At 59.9% G+C, this 15116-nt stretch carries 27 protein-coding genes and 1 tRNA gene; 10 read left to right on the top strand and 18 right to left on the bottom strand.

The window, feature by feature from the left end:
• The first annotated feature begins 29 nt into the window (after positions 1-29).
• The 3 genes from ACLKMW_RS03270 (at position 30) to ACLKMW_RS03280 (ending at position 2327) form a co-directional block, all read left to right on the top strand.
• Positions 30-521 (top strand): hypothetical protein, encoded by a 492-nt coding sequence (locus ACLKMW_RS03270; protein ID WP_415722944.1) that lies wholly within the window; start codon positions 30-32, stop codon positions 519-521.
• A 101-nt stretch (positions 522-622) separates the two neighbouring features.
• Positions 623-1162, top strand: coding sequence for a formaldehyde-activating enzyme (gene fae, locus ACLKMW_RS03275; RefSeq protein WP_415722945.1), 540 nt, complete (start codon positions 623-625; stop codon positions 1160-1162).
• Positions 1163-1427: 265 nt separating this feature from the next.
• Positions 1428-2327, top strand: a complete 900-nt coding sequence (locus ACLKMW_RS03280; protein WP_415722946.1) for a DMT family transporter — start codon at positions 1428-1430, stop codon at positions 2325-2327.
• A gap of 427 nt (positions 2328-2754) precedes the next feature.
• Here the strand turns inward: ACLKMW_RS03280 and ACLKMW_RS03285 are convergent.
• Positions 2755-2829: transfer RNA gene (locus ACLKMW_RS03285), tRNA-Asn, on the bottom strand.
• Between the two features lie 192 nt (positions 2830-3021).
• Here ACLKMW_RS03285 and ACLKMW_RS03290 point away from each other — a divergent pair.
• A complete protein-coding gene (locus ACLKMW_RS03290) occupies positions 3022-3297 on the top strand; it encodes a PGPGW domain-containing protein (RefSeq protein ID WP_415723184.1) in 276 nt (91 codons plus the stop codon).
• Between the two features lie 230 nt (positions 3298-3527).
• Here the strand turns inward: ACLKMW_RS03290 and ACLKMW_RS03295 are convergent, their stop codons facing one another.
• From ACLKMW_RS03295 to ACLKMW_RS03345, 11 genes are all read right to left on the bottom strand, one after another.
• Positions 3528-4766, bottom strand: a complete 1239-nt coding sequence (locus ACLKMW_RS03295) for a hypothetical protein (protein ID WP_415722947.1) — start codon at positions 4764-4766, stop codon at positions 3528-3530.
• Complete coding sequence (locus ACLKMW_RS03300) at positions 4766-5005, bottom strand: hypothetical protein (protein ID WP_415722948.1); 240 nt, start codon at positions 5003-5005, stop codon at positions 4766-4768. The genes ACLKMW_RS03295 and ACLKMW_RS03300 overlap by 1 nt, the downstream gene beginning before the upstream one ends.
• Entirely contained in the window at positions 4998-5192 is a 195-nt protein-coding gene (locus tag ACLKMW_RS03305; protein ID WP_415722949.1) for a hypothetical protein, read from the bottom strand. The genes ACLKMW_RS03300 and ACLKMW_RS03305 overlap by 8 nt, the downstream gene beginning before the upstream one ends.
• Positions 5189-5584: an HNH endonuclease gene (locus tag ACLKMW_RS03310; RefSeq protein ID WP_415722950.1), complete on the bottom strand. Its 396-nt coding sequence runs from the start codon at positions 5582-5584 to the stop codon at positions 5189-5191. Before ACLKMW_RS03310 ends, ACLKMW_RS03305 begins: the two co-directional genes overlap by 4 nt.
• A 349-nt stretch (positions 5585-5933) precedes the next feature.
• On the bottom strand, positions 5934-7076 hold the full coding sequence (locus tag ACLKMW_RS03315; protein ID WP_415722951.1) for a recombinase RecT: 1143 nt from the start codon (positions 7074-7076) through the stop codon (positions 5934-5936).
• Positions 7073-7255 (bottom strand): hypothetical protein, encoded by a 183-nt coding sequence (locus ACLKMW_RS03320; protein ID WP_415722952.1) that lies wholly within the window; start codon positions 7253-7255, stop codon positions 7073-7075. The genes ACLKMW_RS03315 and ACLKMW_RS03320 overlap by 4 nt, the downstream gene beginning before the upstream one ends.
• Before the next feature lie 56 nt (positions 7256-7311).
• Positions 7312-8313 (bottom strand): PD-(D/E)XK nuclease-like domain-containing protein, encoded by a 1002-nt coding sequence (locus ACLKMW_RS03325; protein ID WP_415722953.1) that lies wholly within the window; start codon positions 8311-8313, stop codon positions 7312-7314.
• Complete coding sequence (locus tag ACLKMW_RS03330) at positions 8310-8495, bottom strand: hypothetical protein (RefSeq protein WP_415722954.1); 186 nt, start codon at positions 8493-8495, stop codon at positions 8310-8312. Before ACLKMW_RS03330 ends, ACLKMW_RS03325 begins: the two co-directional genes overlap by 4 nt.
• Positions 8492-8629 carry a hypothetical protein gene (locus ACLKMW_RS03335; RefSeq protein WP_415722955.1) on the bottom strand — a complete coding sequence of 46 codons (138 nt, stop codon included), beginning with the start codon at positions 8627-8629 and terminating at the stop codon, positions 8492-8494. The genes ACLKMW_RS03330 and ACLKMW_RS03335 overlap by 4 nt, the downstream gene beginning before the upstream one ends.
• On the bottom strand, positions 8629-8778 hold the full coding sequence (locus ACLKMW_RS03340; RefSeq protein ID WP_415722956.1) for a hypothetical protein: 150 nt from the start codon (positions 8776-8778) through the stop codon (positions 8629-8631). Before ACLKMW_RS03340 ends, ACLKMW_RS03335 begins: the two co-directional genes overlap by 1 nt.
• Positions 8778-9023, bottom strand: a complete 246-nt coding sequence (locus tag ACLKMW_RS03345; protein WP_415722957.1) for a hypothetical protein — start codon at positions 9021-9023, stop codon at positions 8778-8780. The genes ACLKMW_RS03340 and ACLKMW_RS03345 overlap by 1 nt, the downstream gene beginning before the upstream one ends.
• A gap of 763 nt (positions 9024-9786) precedes the next feature.
• On the opposite strand from ACLKMW_RS03345, the gene ACLKMW_RS03350 reads away from it, so the two are divergent.
• Complete coding sequence (locus tag ACLKMW_RS03350) at positions 9787-10209, top strand: hypothetical protein (RefSeq protein ID WP_415722958.1); 423 nt, start codon at positions 9787-9789, stop codon at positions 10207-10209.
• On the opposite strand, the gene ACLKMW_RS03355 is transcribed toward ACLKMW_RS03350, so the two are convergent.
• The 6 genes from ACLKMW_RS03355 to ACLKMW_RS03380 all read right to left on the bottom strand — a co-directional run bounded on the left by ACLKMW_RS03355 (position 10156) and on the right by ACLKMW_RS03380 (position 12396).
• Complete coding sequence (locus ACLKMW_RS03355) at positions 10156-10446, bottom strand: hypothetical protein (protein WP_415722959.1); 291 nt, start codon at positions 10444-10446, stop codon at positions 10156-10158. The two genes, ACLKMW_RS03350 and ACLKMW_RS03355, sit on opposite strands and share 54 nt — an antisense overlap.
• Positions 10446-10751 carry a hypothetical protein gene (locus ACLKMW_RS03360; RefSeq protein ID WP_415722960.1) on the bottom strand — a complete coding sequence of 102 codons (306 nt, stop codon included), beginning with the start codon at positions 10749-10751 and terminating at the stop codon, positions 10446-10448. The genes ACLKMW_RS03355 and ACLKMW_RS03360 overlap by 1 nt, the downstream gene beginning before the upstream one ends.
• A 42-nt stretch (positions 10752-10793) precedes the next feature.
• Positions 10794-11027 carry a hypothetical protein gene (locus ACLKMW_RS03365; RefSeq protein WP_415722961.1) on the bottom strand — a complete coding sequence of 78 codons (234 nt, stop codon included), beginning with the start codon at positions 11025-11027 and terminating at the stop codon, positions 10794-10796.
• A gap of 2 nt (positions 11028-11029) precedes the next feature.
• Entirely contained in the window at positions 11030-11215 is a 186-nt protein-coding gene (locus tag ACLKMW_RS03370) for a hypothetical protein (protein ID WP_415722962.1), read from the bottom strand.
• 65 nt (positions 11216-11280) lie between these two features.
• On the bottom strand, positions 11281-11553 hold the full coding sequence (locus tag ACLKMW_RS03375) for an Arc family DNA-binding protein (protein ID WP_415722963.1): 273 nt from the start codon (positions 11551-11553) through the stop codon (positions 11281-11283).
• A 387-nt stretch (positions 11554-11940) separates the two neighbouring features.
• Positions 11941-12396, bottom strand: a complete 456-nt coding sequence (locus ACLKMW_RS03380; RefSeq protein ID WP_415722964.1) for a hypothetical protein — start codon at positions 12394-12396, stop codon at positions 11941-11943.
• 84 nt (positions 12397-12480) lie between these two features.
• Between ACLKMW_RS03380 and ACLKMW_RS03385 the strand changes: the two genes are divergently transcribed.
• The 5 genes from ACLKMW_RS03385 (at position 12481) to ACLKMW_RS03405 (ending at position 15115) form a co-directional block, all read left to right on the top strand.
• Positions 12481-12720, top strand: coding sequence for a hypothetical protein (locus ACLKMW_RS03385; RefSeq protein WP_415722965.1), 240 nt, complete (start codon positions 12481-12483; stop codon positions 12718-12720).
• Between the two features lie 410 nt (positions 12721-13130).
• A complete protein-coding gene (locus ACLKMW_RS03390) occupies positions 13131-13922 on the top strand; it encodes a deazapurine DNA modification protein DpdA family protein (RefSeq protein ID WP_415722966.1) in 792 nt (263 codons plus the stop codon).
• A complete protein-coding gene (locus tag ACLKMW_RS03395) occupies positions 13919-14083 on the top strand; it encodes a hypothetical protein (RefSeq protein WP_415722967.1) in 165 nt (54 codons plus the stop codon). Before ACLKMW_RS03390 ends, ACLKMW_RS03395 begins: the two co-directional genes overlap by 4 nt.
• Positions 14084-14177: 94 nt before the next feature.
• Positions 14178-14366, top strand: coding sequence for a hypothetical protein (locus ACLKMW_RS03400; RefSeq protein ID WP_415722968.1), 189 nt, complete (start codon positions 14178-14180; stop codon positions 14364-14366).
• Positions 14367-14911: 545 nt separating this feature from the next.
• On the top strand, positions 14912-15115 hold the full coding sequence (locus tag ACLKMW_RS03405) for a hypothetical protein (protein ID WP_415722969.1): 204 nt from the start codon (positions 14912-14914) through the stop codon (positions 15113-15115).
• Position 15116 lies beyond the last annotated feature (1 nt).

The raw sequence follows: 15116 nt of genomic DNA on the forward strand, positions 1-15116 counted from the left end.
GTTGCGAACCGATGGGCGAGGGGGCTTTCTTGGGAACCGGAACCGATCGCGATTTCGCCTCGCTGCTCGACGATCTTTTTGTGGCGCCAGCGCGTGCGGACGAGCCTCTTCCGCCGCCATCGATCCGTGTCGATTATCTTTCAGTCGCCGACGAGCTGCATTCAGGCCGGATCAGGGTTGCGGCCGATCATGCCACGGCGGAATATCGTGAGGCGGCCGACGGCTATGAGGGTGGCCTCGCCGCCTTTCTTTCCAATCTCGAGCGGCTTGCGGAAAGCGGTGCAGCCGACGAGGAGTTGCCGCCGGTCGATCCGGAAGCGATTGCGGCGGAACTCGGGCTGGGCATCGCCAAGGCGAACGCCGATTTTGGACGACTTCGCCGTAGCTTTGCGTTCAACAATCATCCCGATCGGGTTGCGCCACATCTGCGCCAGCGCGCCATGGTGCGCATGCAGGTGGCCAACATGCTGATCGACGACGCCAGGCGCCGCGCCGGGCTTTCGGTCAAGCGCAAGCCCTGAACGCCACCATTTCCGCATCGTCATTGGGCGACTTTCTGTCAACTGGACCCAGGCGGGTGCCGTCGATAGGTTCGAGCCGCACTCTAGAAAGGGGAGAATACATGACTGACATTTGGTTTCGTACAGGCGAGGCGACTGTGCTGGCTGCCGAAGGGCAGGCCACGGACGCCATGCCGGAAGTGGTGATCGGCTCGGTTAAGGGCCCGGTCGGCCAGGCATTTGCCTCGATGATGGGGCAGGTGAAGGGGCATACGCGCATGTTCGTGGTGCGCGATCTCAATCAGGCCGTGAAGCCGGCGACGATGATGACCAGCAAGGTCACCATCAAGAGCATGGCTTACGCCGAGCTGCTCGGCGGCGTTGTTCAGGCGGCCATGGGCGACGCGATCGTCGATTGCCTGGCGGACGGCGTCCTGCCGAAGGATCAGGCCGATGAACTCTGCATGATCATCACGGTCTGGCTGGACCCGCGCTGCGCCGACGACGAGAACCTCGACAAGAAGGACCTTTACCGGACCAACTACGAAGCGACGAAGCTCGCCATTTCGCGCGCCATGACCGGCAAGCCGACCGCCGACGAACTGATTGCCAATCGCAAGACCATCAAGCACTACGCGCTCGACGGCGTCATCGACTACTAGCTGCCGGCGTCCCTCTCGACGCAGGGCAATTCATTGAATCTATCGCATCGGCCTGGAGGCGATCCGATTTCGGGCCGATGCAGAGATGCGTTCCTGTCACGCTGTATTTGAGCCGAATCAACTTGCTTTCACTCCGAAGGCGAGGGGGATTTCGCACGCTGGAGACTCAGACCTTGCTGGACCTCCGCTTTAACCGGCTTGGCTGAGCGAACGGACGGCGCCTGGCGTTATGAGTGCGCCTTCGCAATGCCGTTACGAGTTGTCCATGAGCACCACCATCGCATCCAGCCCGGCCATGACGTCCCAGCGTCTGGCGCTTGCGGCACTCGTCCTCGGCGCGGTGATGATAGGGTGTTCGCCCATTTTCGTTCGCGTGTCCGAAGTGGGGCCGCTGACGACGGCTTTCTGGCGGACGGGGCTGGCCATGCTGCCGTTGCTGGCTTGGCTTGGAGCAAGCCCGGCGGCTGCGCGCGAGGATGCGCGCCCGCGCCGTCTTGCCGATTGTTTCGCCCTCGTCCTGCCTGGGCTGATGCTCGCCGGAGACCTTGTTGCCTGGCACATCTCGCTCCACATGACGTCGGTTGCCAATGCGACACTGTTCGCCAATATGGCGCCGATCTTCGTTACCTTGGGCGGCTGGCTGATCTTCCGCACGCAGATCACGCGCGTTTTCCTGACCGGCCTTGCGCTGGCGCTTGCCGGCATCATCATTTTGAAAGGCGGTCCTCAGACGCTCGGAGGCGGTGACATCGCCGGTGACATGCTCGCCATCGGCGCAAGCGTGTTCTATGCCGGCTACATACTCGCGCTTGGGCGCTTGCGCAGCCGCTATTCCACCCTCACCACGATGCTGTGGACGACAGGTTCGGCCACGATTTTCATGCTGCCGCTGGCGCTTTTCTTTGAGACCGGGTTCTGGCCCGTGACCCTTTTCGGTTGGACGATATTGTTGGGACTGGCCTGGTTCACGCACGCGGCAGGACAGGGGCTGATCATCTTCGCGCTCGCCTGGCTGCCGCCGGCCTTTTCATCGCTGACACTGCTCATCCAGCCGGTGGTGGCGACTATTCTCGCCTGGGCCCTGCTTAGCGAGCGCATCGGGTTCATGCAGGCCGCTGGCGGCATTGTGGTTCTTGCCGGCATCCTGCTTGCCCGCAAGGGCTAACTGTGGAGCCTCGATTGTAACCACTGCCTAATGTTCTCTTAGGTGATCCTGGCCTATTCTGTCCGCGCGATCACGAGGACAGGCAGTTACACCCAAAGATCCTCGGCTCTGATTCGATCAGAGGAAAGCTTGGTTCGCCAGAGGGCTGCACGGCAGCGCGCCGCAACAGAGCCTCAGCCGTTTCGTGAGCCTTCGGTTAGGCTTGGATCGCGCGCCCCTCATCTCTGCCAAGGGAAGCAGGATGTTCTTCTTGCCGAGTGCTGCTTGGAGATGTTTGGGAACTGGGCGTTTGTAGCGCCAGCGCTTCGTTTCTGGAGCTACTGCACTTCAATCTTCATCCGTGGCCCCATATGTGTACCCAGCATGGTACCCAATGGAAGCGCAAACCGCTGGAATGCTTGGGTTTGAAGCGTTTGCGAGCTGAAAATGGCTCCCCGGGCCGGATTCGAACCAGCGACCAACCGGTTAACAGCCGGTTGCTCTACCACTGAGCTACCGGGGAACAGCGGCTCGATTGAACGACGCTGCCTATAGCAAACCCATTTCAGGTTTGCAAAGCGGTCTTCCGGCTTTTTTACGGATATTTCGGTTGCCGCCTCGCAATTGCGACCGTACGCCTCATATGATGACCTCCGGGCCGTTGTGCATGCCGCGACGCGGCACGATAGTGAACGCAAGCAGACCAGAGACCGAAATGGCAGATTCCGAAACCCCGTCTCACGAAAAGCCGCCAAAACGCGTGATTTCGGTGTTAGGCCGCGAAATGAAAATGCCGAGGTCCCGCAGCCATCGCATCGCCATCGGCGCGGCGCTGGTGATTTTGGGGATTTTCGGCTTTCTGCCGATTCTCGGCTTCTGGATGATTCCCCTGGGGCTGCTCATCCTGTCTTACGAGTTCGCTATCGTGCGGCGATTCCGGCGAAGGATCGTCATATGGTGGGAACGCCGTCGCAAAGGCCGATCGGAATAGGGCATAAGTCAGCATGCCGGCACCTACTGCCGCCACGGGGGTCGATAGAGGCGGCTTGAAGGAAAGCGTTCAGAATGGCTCTTGCCGGCTTGACGCAAAAAATCTGGCAACCTATTGAACCCACGTACTGCGGCAGCGGTGAGGCCTCGTGGCGGAGTGGTTACGCAGAGGACTGCAAATCCTAGCCGGATTGAGGAAAATCAACGCACGTTCTGAAAAACGCCCCTCGATTAGGTAGATTTTCCTACTTTTCGGCCATTGTTTTTATTCACTTTTTCCGCCTTTTCAGAATGGCCGAAACGCTTTTTCGTGGCGCTGAGCACCCTCAGTTCGGTCTCTTTGGCGTAGCCTCGATAGGCCGTGCTTGTGCGGTGCTTTGAGAGCACCCGGCCTTCACCTTCTGTGAGACCGGCTTCCTCAAGTTCGGTCATGCCGCCGTGCCTGGCGGCGTCCAGTGTGAAGGACGGAAGTCCGATCTTGTCTGCGATCTCACGCACTCTCTGCGATAAAAGGGTGCCGTCGCCGTAAAGTGTCCCGTCCTGCTTCGCGACGATCGATATGCCGCGCTGAGGTACCTGCGACAAAATGGCTTCGGCGTCGGAGTAGAGGCGAACGACGTTTCCCTCATCATCGACATACTCGAGCGGATGCATCGCGACTTCGCCGTTCTTTCGATGCCTGATCACGATTTTATCCGGGTGGGCATCGCCTCGATATCCGGTCCAAGCTGCCCAACCGGCGCCGATGTTCGACGGCCGCAGAAGCCATTCAAAGGCGAGAACCGCGGCTGCGGCGAGTTCCGGGGCATCATTGGCGAGGGCGCCGCGCGCGAATCGGTAGGTCGCATCCCGATCAGCGTGCCCCTTGGTAGCCTTTTCCCGTCGTCTGACCGTGACACCTTCCCATGGGTTCGGTGTGTCTGACCGGAAGAGATCAGGATAATGCGGGCGCATGCGCTTCCACATCGCCTTGCAGTAGGTCACCACCTTTTCAGATGTCCTGGCTGCGCCTTGGTCGCAGAAAGCGTGATAAACCTTCTCGGCCGTACTGACGCCGATTTGGTTGATCTTCACGTCTCCGACCCGGAATTCCGAACCACGATCGGATTTGATCTCCAAATCGCACACTCTATCGAAAACCCGACGGTAATCCGGGCGCGAGTACTCAGAAACCCGCTCGCGGAAGGAATCGTGTTTGAGGTATGCGTCGACCAGCCAGTCGATCGTGCCGTATCGCGTGTGCTTGACGTCGGGTGACGCGTGTCGGCTCCGCCGCCAGTCGTCGAGGCGGTCGTTCCATATCTTTGCGGCGTCGGCCACCTCGCTTTGAGATAGGTTTATGCCCAGCGGTGCCGATAGGAATGGGCATCCGTCCTTCCGGTAAGCAGACGGGCAGGTCCAGTAAAAGGCGATTTTGCCGCTGGCCAGCCGCTTGAAGGATGTGTATCGCGGCAACTCGAATGGCACCATCACAACGGCTCCGGGTCTCCGCCGCCGTTCTCGATGCCGAGATGTCTGTCGAGGTCCGCTTTCAGCCAAAGCCGCCGTCGTCCCTTGCCGGTGCCCTCGTCGACGACAGGATAGGGGTATTCTTTCCCCACGAGGCGCAGGAACGCATCTGCGGAACGCTCGCCGACATATCCAGCGGCAATCTCAGGCGGCATCCTGGCGGGCCAGCAACCCACCGGTATGACGGCCAGCCTAGTCATGCCCGTTATCCCCATTATACACAGGGTCAAGTTCCACGTCGTGGGCTGGCGCGTCGGTGAGGAATGCAGCGCATCGGCGAACGCACGGCGTCTCAGCATCCCAACGATCGGGGAGGCCTTGCTCGTCGTGATATTCGTTCCAGACGAGTTCGCGCGGCGGGCGCGCCGCCTCCAGCACTTGCTTCATAGCGTTTCCTCACGTTCGGTCTGGCGTGTCGGCGAAAAGCCGCGTGAACGGATTGGCGCCTTTGACTTCGGCCATGTGCCGTTGTGTTTGCGCCGGATACGGTCAGCCTTGGCGCGGCCAGTGGCCTCGGCGTTCGTCTTTTCTCGGTGAGGTTCGACAAGGGCAGGGCGCAGGTTGCTTTCTCGATGCTCGCCGCCCATGGACAGCGGCACGACGTGCTCAAGCTCCCACCGGTCGCGCGGGACGACGATTTTCCGTCCGCTGATGTGGCAGATGCCTTTGGCGCGGAAGAACACGCGGTCACGGACCTTGTCTGGCACTTTGGCGTCTGGACTGGAGCCGACCCATTCCTCAATCGAGCGGCCGCCGAAGGGGTCCGAGATCAAAGGCATTGAACCACCTCCGACGGAACCGATCCGTTCCGCTTCCGGTTTGTCCTGAAAGGAGATGCAGCGATGCAGGACCACGACCCGAGCAAGCCAAATCCGGACGACATGCCAAATCCGCCGCCACCGGTGCCAGGCCGCGAGCCGAAGCCAATCGACGAGCCCGACCCGGACCGGTTGCCGGACGAGGAACCCAACCCGAACCCGGACGAGACGCGGAACCCGCCGATGCACGCGCCGATCAATGCACCTAAGCCGGTCCCAACAGACCCGCTACCGCCAGTGCCTCCGGGGCCAATGCCTGATCCCGACCCAGACCCAGCGCCTATTCCGACGAGGTGAGGGCGGTCGACCATCAGTCCAGCCCCGTCTCATCGACGCCGATCACCCCAGCCAGATAGGTGCGCGCCTGCAATTTGGTCCGTTTCGGATTGTCACCGCAGCAGAACTCGAGTGAGGTTCGGATAGTCTCGGCCTTGCGCTTTACCGTCTCCGACGCATCGGCAAGATCGGCATCGAATATCTTGAAGGCCTGATTGAAGTCCTCGACCGACGGGCCGACGCAATCCTGCATAGTGCGGAAAATGCGCAGCAAGAGGACCTGCTCATCCGATAGGTCGGGCGAGACAGAGCTTGCCGCAGGACCATCCTCGGCTTCTATCTGCCCTGCCTCGCCCTCATCGCCCGTAGGGGCGGAACTGTCGGCAGCGGGATCGCCTACGCTAGACTGAGTGACGTTCTCGCTGCCGTCGTCGGTTTGGGAATTGTCTTCTGTATGGTCGTTGGCAGGCTCGCCAGTGAGAACGGCTGTCTCGCGGGTCACAAAGGATTGGTCGAAGCCTTCGCGGTGCTGGGAGCCGTCGTGCTGCTCAATCTTGGCAAGCCTCAACCGCTCCTGGAGTGACGGCGTCACGTCGCGCGCGTTCTCGGAATTGCGGAACTGCTCGACCTCATCCCGGTCATAGACGCCAAGGATGACCTCCGGCGTGTACCGGCGCCCCCAGGCTCGTGCCGTATAATAGCAGTGCTGCTGATCGGGATCGGACTTCCACAGCGGGGAGTTTTTCGGCGTGATGTCCTTGAACTTCGGGGAGCGGACTTCAAGCTCCTCACCATCGAGCTTGCCGTATGCAATACAGACGCGCTCCCCGCCTTCACCTTCGAACCGAAACTTGAGCCGCCCTTCAATCCCTGACCGGGTATTGATCACAGCCATGATCAGTTGCGCCTCATAGGCTATCTGACCGTTGACCGAATAGGACTTCGACGCCACGGCGAAAGGCGACATGCGCCACTCTAACGCTTGCAGCGCGACGGCCATGCAGGCGCCGGCATTGCCGCGCAGGTGCTTTGGCAAAGCAATGTCGGCCTTGCACATGACCTCTGCGAAACGAACGACCTCGCCAAGGTTCTGGGGCGCGATGCTGGAGCCGCCGGCACCGGTCGCAATGCCGATCGTGTTGATGGACGTCTCGGGACGGGTTGCGATCTGGTTCATTTTGATTTGCCCTTCTCGGCTTTGCTCATCGCTCGTTTTAGCGCGATGTTCAGTTCTCGGATGGCTTCAACGCCCATCGGGCGGCGGTCATGATCGTCGGCGCCGAGCGCGGCATTGAAGCCAGCGCACCAGCAGAGAAGATCGGAGATGCGGAAGGACAGCTCTTCGGCCTGTGCCATGCCTATTTCGACCGAAACGACAGGCTCATCGACCTCGCGGAAATCAGGATCGATGATCATGCCGCCTCGCGATCTTGCTGGTCGAGGAAGAAATCAAGCCGCTCGGCGGCCCAAGGCTTCATCTGGATTGCGCGCTCACCGCCTTCGAAAGGACGGGCTCCGGGCCATTCGTTCTTGTCGAGGCACTGGCGGATCGTGTTCAGACACCAGCGGATTGCCCGTTCGCCGCGGTCGATCGCAAAGCTCGACATTTCGACGTGCGCGGTGTCGGGCACATCGTCGTTGAGGACATAGACCAGCACGAAGGTTTCGAACGGGATGCCGAGCTCGCGGCAGACCATGCGGATCATGGCGGCCTGCAGGTAATAGCCGGCGTCAAAAATCTGCCGCTCAAGGAAGTCTTCATCGAACTTGCCCGCGGTCTTCAGATCAGCGAACACGCCGTCGGCGTTGGGCATGGCGTCGGGACGAACCTTGAGCCAGATCCCGGTTTCCCGATCCTTCCAGCAGATCGTGCGCTCGACACGTCCGTTGAGGACGCCAAGCTTGACCATTTCATTGGTGCTGGCGTCGGCATGGATGCGCCGGATGCGCTCCATCTGGTCAGGCGTGACAACGGTCTTTCCGGCCTTGCGCACGGCATCGCGCCATTCCTGCGCGGCCTTGGTCCGGTAGTCGGGATACTCTTTCGGCCGAAGGGCAAAACCATCCTCGAAAACTTCGTCGCCAAGCAGGAGGCAGTGAGCGGCCTTGCCAAAATCCAGCGCCTCGGAAGGCTCCTGCTCGATATGGTTCGGGTTCCATGCCCATCGGCCCCAGAACGCCTTGGGTGAGCCGCCGTGAGCCGGCAGCATCCATTTCAGGATGGACTTGGAGACGGACGGCGCGTCGAACAGATCTGGCTTGCGGTGATAGGCCTCGAGACTGATGCCGGAATAGACACCGCGCGTGGTGATCGGATTGCCGTCCCACTGCCGCTCGATGTTGCTCATCATGCGGCCGATCGGTGCAGATACGTGCTCGGCTCGATCCTGGTCGATATCAACGTGCCGGTTCATGCTGCTTCTCCCATCTGAAAAGCTTCGAAGACGCGGAGGCAGGCTTTCGCCTCTGCATAGAATTGATCTCGGATTTGCTGTGGCATCCGCTCGAACCGGCGTCGGGCGCGGTCAGGATCGCGTTCCCGGCTGAACTCGCGGTAGATTGCGAAGGCCGCTTCCTGGATCAGGTCGCCGTTCATTGCGCAAAGACCCCAATCCAAAGCGCGGCGCCGATGAGGAAGCTCATCACGGACAGGCCAGCGATGACGTCGGTGAGGGTGCCGGCGAACGTCGCAGGCTCGTCAGGTGAAGGTGTGCGGAGGAGGCGGGACATCAGGCGGCCTCCGCGACTGTCACAAGGTTTCGCTGTCGGCGGCGCTGGAACTCGCGGGCGTAGGTTTCAGCCTCACTACGGTCGGCCGATTTGAACCAGACGTAGTAGGAGCCATCGTTGGCTTCTGCGAAGAAACGAACCTCCCACATCACAGCACCCGCGAATTGTGCCAACGGCGCAGACTGTCGGGAGAAGGAATGCCGCAGGCGTCGTCGCTGTCGTCGCCCTCATCGGGCAGGAACTCGTCGGTCACATCCCTGCAGAGCTCGTCCACATCGATGCGCAGGACCTGGAACGGTGCGTCGCCAAGCTCCACGACCATGTCGCGGACTTCCGCCTCGGTGCGGCAGACGATCGGGTCGATGTGATTTTCGACGTCAAAGATTAGGTGCATCGCGGTTACCTCCATCATCTCCGATCCGGCCTCTGCCGGTTGCGGTAGCCAGATCGGCGCGGGGCGCTTCTTCGTGGCTGATGGAGTTGTCGTACAACATGTACGATTGCTATGCAAGTACGTTTTGTACGATTTTTGTTGCGCCGTAAAATTTGTACGACTATGACTAGCCGCGTCGGGCATGTTCTGAGTTCGCCCGGCGCCATGGATTGCCTACCCCGGAAGGGATGGCCTCACGGCAGAATCGGTTGCTCGGTTTCTGGATCTGCAGGTGCAGTAGGATGAGCGGCGGTCGCTCCATGGCAGTGTTGAAGACCGGGGGCTCAATTGGCGTCCACTGCCAGAAGTGTGGGAAGGGCGCGCAACAACAACGGGAGATCGGCCCCGGCGCGTGAGGCTCACCAGCCAATAGAAACCGACCATGATCCGCAGGTGGTACGGGCCGTCATATGGCCGGGCGGGGATGCATACGGGAACCTCGAATACTCGGCTCATTGCTTGAGCACCCGCATGGAGAACCCTTGGGTCGGCTTAGTTGCCCGGTCCCCAAGGGATTTCTGCGCCGTTTCCTGAAGCCTGGCTATTGCTTGACCGGAGATCAGCCTTGAAACCTAAGAGAAATCGGAAAAGTCGGGCGACCGATAATCGTAGAGCTCCTACCTCTCAGAAAGAAGCTCTACGCGAGGATAAGCAACCGTGGCGTGTGCGAACTGTCACGATCCATCAATTTCCGAGATGCTTCGCTTACCTCAAGGCGATGCGCGTGAAGTTCGATGATCCGGCCATGCACGATTATTGGTATGCGGTTATTTTGTCCGACGCGTTCTCCGATGCAAAACTGGCGGCGATCGGCACCGTCGATTTCGAATTTATGACCGGTAGGCGGCTTCTGGAGGCGTTCGAGGCGATCCTGGCGGTGAAGCCGAAACGCGGTCGCGCGCGCAAGCTCAAGCCGACGATCGAGGTCGACAAGATCAAAGGCGCGGCAAGCGAAGCCGAGATCATTTCCGCCATGACGCCAAAGGGCGGATGGAAGGCCGCGACGTTGGCAGGATGGGGGATCGGCTGGCCGCCGCCGCAGGGTTGGCGCCGGAAGCTGGTCGAGAACTTCGAGGCGATGGCGGCCTCGTGGCTACCGCAGGATCAGCGCCAGAACGGCTGCACCGGCTGCGATGATCGTGAATGACAGGCCATAGACCGTGAATATGGCCTTGTAGACCTTGTCAATATCGGGCTTGGCGTCGAGCTTCGTATCGATGCGTGCGAGCTGGCGCTGGATCGTTTCCAGCGTCTTCCGAGTGTCTTCGGCAATGCCTTCAAGCTTTGCTACGCGTGCTTCCATACTCCCATATGTACCGCCGCCATCGCCGGATTTCAATTCACCGCCTGGATTGTCGTTACTGACTATGAGACGAACAGCCATTACTTCGCCCTCCCGGTCAGGATCGAAACGTTATGCTGGCGAATGAAGCCGCAATTCCCACAACTGACCGAAATGGTTGGGATAGAAGGCGCCGGACCAAAGTAGGATCGGGGGTCCTTCATTACAAAAGTTGGCGAAGCAATACCGAGGAGGACATCTGGTGGACTGGATTCGGTGCGCCAGTCGTTTGTTCCGCAGAACGGGCAGGCTGGTTGCGTTACTTTCTCCTCCAGGCGCTTCTGAGCTTCTGGAATATTCAGGTCGCTTACGAATTTCGCGTAATCGCTATCGTCTTTCTCTGCCATCCCCAAGCCTTCCCCCTAAACCGCTTCCCCTTCAGCCCCTACCTACCGCAACTGCGCCTCTATGATCTCACGCGCGGCATCAAACACCGGTTGCATCTCCGGTTCATCGCTTTCGTGAGATTGGAGCAGAAAGAGCGCCTGTTCGTAGACCTCGCGAACCTCTTCGTCAGACAGAACACCCTTTGCGCCAAGCATCCCGATTAACGCTGCCAGGATCGCTGCCGATGAAAGGTCGCTGGCGGCTATGGCGTCTATACGCGGGTCTCGCTCGGTCATGTCTATGCGCTCCCTACCGTCTCGGTTTCCTCGTCGAACTCATGCGCGAGTTCGAGATAACCGTTCTCGATCAACCATTCGCGCAGCACGGTCGAGGCCGCTCGCTCAAGCGACAAGCCATGCTCAGCCGCCAGCCGGCGCAATGCGATGCGCTCGGGCGTTTCCAGCTGGATATGGATTGACTTCACGATATGCCCCCAGCCCTCCCACGGCCACCATTGCGCGCGGGAAGCGAGGCTGCAAGCAGGAATTGCTATTGGCCAACCGGTTTCTTGCGGCGATCCTTGACCAGAATTCGCGCGGCCGCAATCAACGTCGCCTGGTCTTCCTCGCTGAGCCCGTCCATGAACGGTCGCAAGGTTTCCGCAAGTTGGAGTAGCGCATCATCCGGCCCGAACGTGCGCTCCAGCCGCTTGACTATCTCATCATTGAGGCTCTTGCCACCTCGGTCGACGGCGGCCTGCAACTCCTCTTTGAGGCGCTTGGGCATCCGTAATGGGAATGGCGACAATGTGGGCGAAGTCATGCCCGGCTTATGGCCGAAAGATGACAGTCGCGAAATAGTTTCACAAATGCGGTTTTGATATCATTAATGCCGCTATCCACAGGGGATCGGTACAACTTGAGTCATTCCGTTAACCTGAACCGTCCCACCGCGTGACACGCTGGTTGACAGGGTGATGAGGTAAATGTTCCTATTGTGTTCCCGAATGGGAGGAACTCATGATCAGGCAATTTACGGAAGACGTTTTGTCATCCTGGGCAGATTAACGGGCGAGGGCAGCCATGATCGTATACGGGCCGCGCTATAAGACGCGGAATGAAGAGATAGTAGCAGAATTGCGTGAGGCGGCGGGCGCGGCCCAGCCGATGGATCCCAAGATGGTCGTGAAAAGAAAGGCCGCTGAACTTTCTACCGCGATGGCTCTACTTCACGGGGGTGACTGGCGCGTTCAGATTGATCATGGGGCCGGTTTTGTGATGGTTGTACGCCGTTAGCTTGTTGGAATCCCTCAATCGCGGAAACCAAGACGGTGATGTTGGCCGGCGTCAGTCCGTCGATCCGCTTGAGCAGTTTTCGAACGTCGTTCGTATCGCGTACTTTCTGAGCGGATTTCAACGGATCAGTGACGGCAGCAGGCGGCGCCCCTTCATCGCCGTACAGGTACCAACCAGGTGTTCTCCCAAAAACTCTGGAATAGGTCTCCGCAGCCTTCTTCGAGATGGGGCGATTGCCGTTGCAATTGCTGACCATTAGGTCCTTCCCAACACCGCCCGTTTTCAACGCGCGCTGATTCCTCGTCCAGGCATCAACCGGCCCATCGTAATCCGAGATTGCTTCTTTCAGTCTGTCTTTTTGCTCGCTCATTCGTACAAGATGACCGAGTTTTATCGTTCAAGGTGTACGATTTGATCTTGCCAAGGCGTCGTACGTATTGTACGAAATCGAGCTATGGAAGCACCAAGCACGATTTCTGGCCTGATTGGCAACTGGGACAAACTCACCGAATTCGCGGCTGACGTTGGCTGCGGATACGAGGCGGCACGCAAAATGCGCGACCGCGAAAGTATTGCTCCCGAGCATTGGGCGAAGGTGATTGCTGCCTGCGAACAGCGCGGCATTAAGGGCATAACGTACGAATGGCTGGCACGCCGCCGTGCGGCCGCTGCTGACAAGGAAGCGGCGGCATGACTACCCTTTCCCTGACCATCCACGATCAGTGCGTCGTCATTAGTGGCGAGAACCTGGCCGTTGAGGTCCGGGCCCAATTCCAAGCGAAAGCCTCCGAGGACAACGGTGCGACAGGCGAAGCCACGATGAGGCCAGCCGACTGCATGACGGGAGAGGTGAGTAGGGTCGATGCCGGCCGAACGGCATCTGCAACGTCTGAGAGAATGGACGCGACAGCCGGGAGAGACCGGCACTCTAATTCCCCATCGGCAGCCCCCGCCGAGACCGGAGAGGCCCCAAGCCCTGACCCAGCCTCTCCGGTCACCCCCATCAACCAGAACTGCGCTCATCCTGAAACCTGCAAGTGGGCTCGATCGATGGCGTCGTGTTCGGCCTGTGCAAATGCGGCGGCAAAGGCGAGGGCAGCGTAGATGAACGTCCGGTTCTTCGTTGGCCTTCACCAGCCTGCAGATGCCCAGCATTTCGATCTGGCTTGCATCAGCATCAACCGCCTGCGCGGTCGGAAGAAGCCCATCGATTGCGGCGAGGTACTGCTCGACAGCGGCGCCTTCACTGAACTGAACCTTTATTGCGGCTATCGCCACGGCGTCGAAGAGTACGCGGCCGAGCTCCACCGGCTTCATACCGCCGGCGTCGTGAAGATCGCGGCCGCCGTCGCCCAAGACTACATGTGCGAGCCATTCATGCTCGCGAAGACCGGTCTGACGATCGGGGATCACCAGCGGCTCACGGTCGAGCGCTACGACGCATTGAAGGCTGAATTGGATCGGCTGGTCTGCGGAGAATGCCCGTTCTCGATCATGCCTGTTCTGCAGGGCTACGCCCCATCCGACTACGTGCGCCACATCGAGATGTATGGCGGCCGGCTCAAGTTCGGTATGTGGGCCGGCGTCGGCTCGGTCTGCAAGCGTAACGGGGATCCCGAAGCGATCGTCGAAGTTCTCACGGCTATCCATCGCGCTCGTCCCGATCTGTTGCTCCATGGATTTGGCGTGAAGCGAACCTCGCTGATGCACCCCGGTGTCCGGGAGCTCTTGTATAGCGCCGACAGTATGGCCTGGAGTTTCGCAGCTCGTCGGCAGGGCCGTGACGGAAATTCCTGGCAAGAAGCCAAAACGTTTGCCGATCGGGTTCAAGCCGCAGCTTCCAAAGCATTCGATGCATGGCAGCTACCACTTCCACTCTGGAGGTTTGTGGCATGACCAACACCCTGATCCAGTTCGCCGGCGATGATCTGCGTCCACGCAGGAAGGTTGCCCCGCCCCGCAGAAAGGTTGCACCGACCGCGGACAGCCTATTCCGGCTTGGCCACGATACGGCAGAGATCGCCGCAATCCTCGGCTGCGATGAACCGGAAGCCTGAAGCGCCTGTCCATAGAGCGCGCGACCCGGCTTGGTCGTGATCGTCCATACGAACCAGATCAGAGGCGGCCAGGTCGGCCGAAGCGGGTGGCGCCATGCTGACGGTCATCACGCACCTAATCGCTTTCGCTGTCGGGGTTCTCTGCGTCGGGTCCTACGCGGGCTTCAAGATCAGCAAGCGTCAGGCTCCGGGCACGGTGTCTCGCGACTTTGCGGCTCCTGGCATGCCTTACGCGGGCATCATCGACGCCGAAGTCATCGAAACCGCGGTGAGGGGCGACTGATGCAAACACGTCATCGTCATTATCCGCCAGCAGACGCCTATTCCCCTTGGGGCAAGCTCCCGCTGGCGGAAATAACTCGAGCTGCACCGGTTTCCGAGCTTGCAACTTCCGAAACTGGCGCATTCGTCATCCCTTTCTTGCCTTTCAACATCGTGCCCTTCCGGGCGCTGTCTGCCGGGTCTGCCGGCTTAGTCGCTGGTGCTGACACGCACGGTTCTAGCGAAAGGGAAATGTCATGCGTGACAAATGCTCTGACAGGGGCGTCAAAATGTCTGTAACGCGTATCAATGACCCGATCTGGCTTGGGAAAGAAGCCAAGCGCATGTCCACGGAGCTCTTGAGAAAAGAGCACCTTGGACCAGGCGACACGATCGAGGCGGCCGCCGGTCGTCTCCAGACCAGATTACGAGTTCCTTCCAACATCCTCCTCCAGTGCTGGAACAGGCCACCACGCGAGATGAAGGTCTCGCGCTGGATGGCTGTCTTCATGGCTCATTGGGAGGAGTTCGGCGCGAAAGCCGAAGCGGCTTACGAGGAAAAGCGAAATGAAACGACGGTCCATCCGGCTCTGGCTCGGCTTGCAGATCTTGTCGCTGGGCGAAGCGCTGAGCGGACCCGGGAATAGAGGCCGGCGGGTGTGCCTGCTGACGGCAATGGCCGCCCTCTTGGTCGCAGTGATCGCCTGGAATGCATCGGCGAACGTCGCGATCGGCACTCAACCATCCATCCAGCGCGCCACGACGTGGTGAA

It is taken from the genome of Borborobacter xinjiangensis, assembly GCF_047739745.1.
Classification (GTDB): domain Bacteria; phylum Pseudomonadota; class Alphaproteobacteria; order Rhizobiales; family Rhizobiaceae; genus Pseudaminobacter.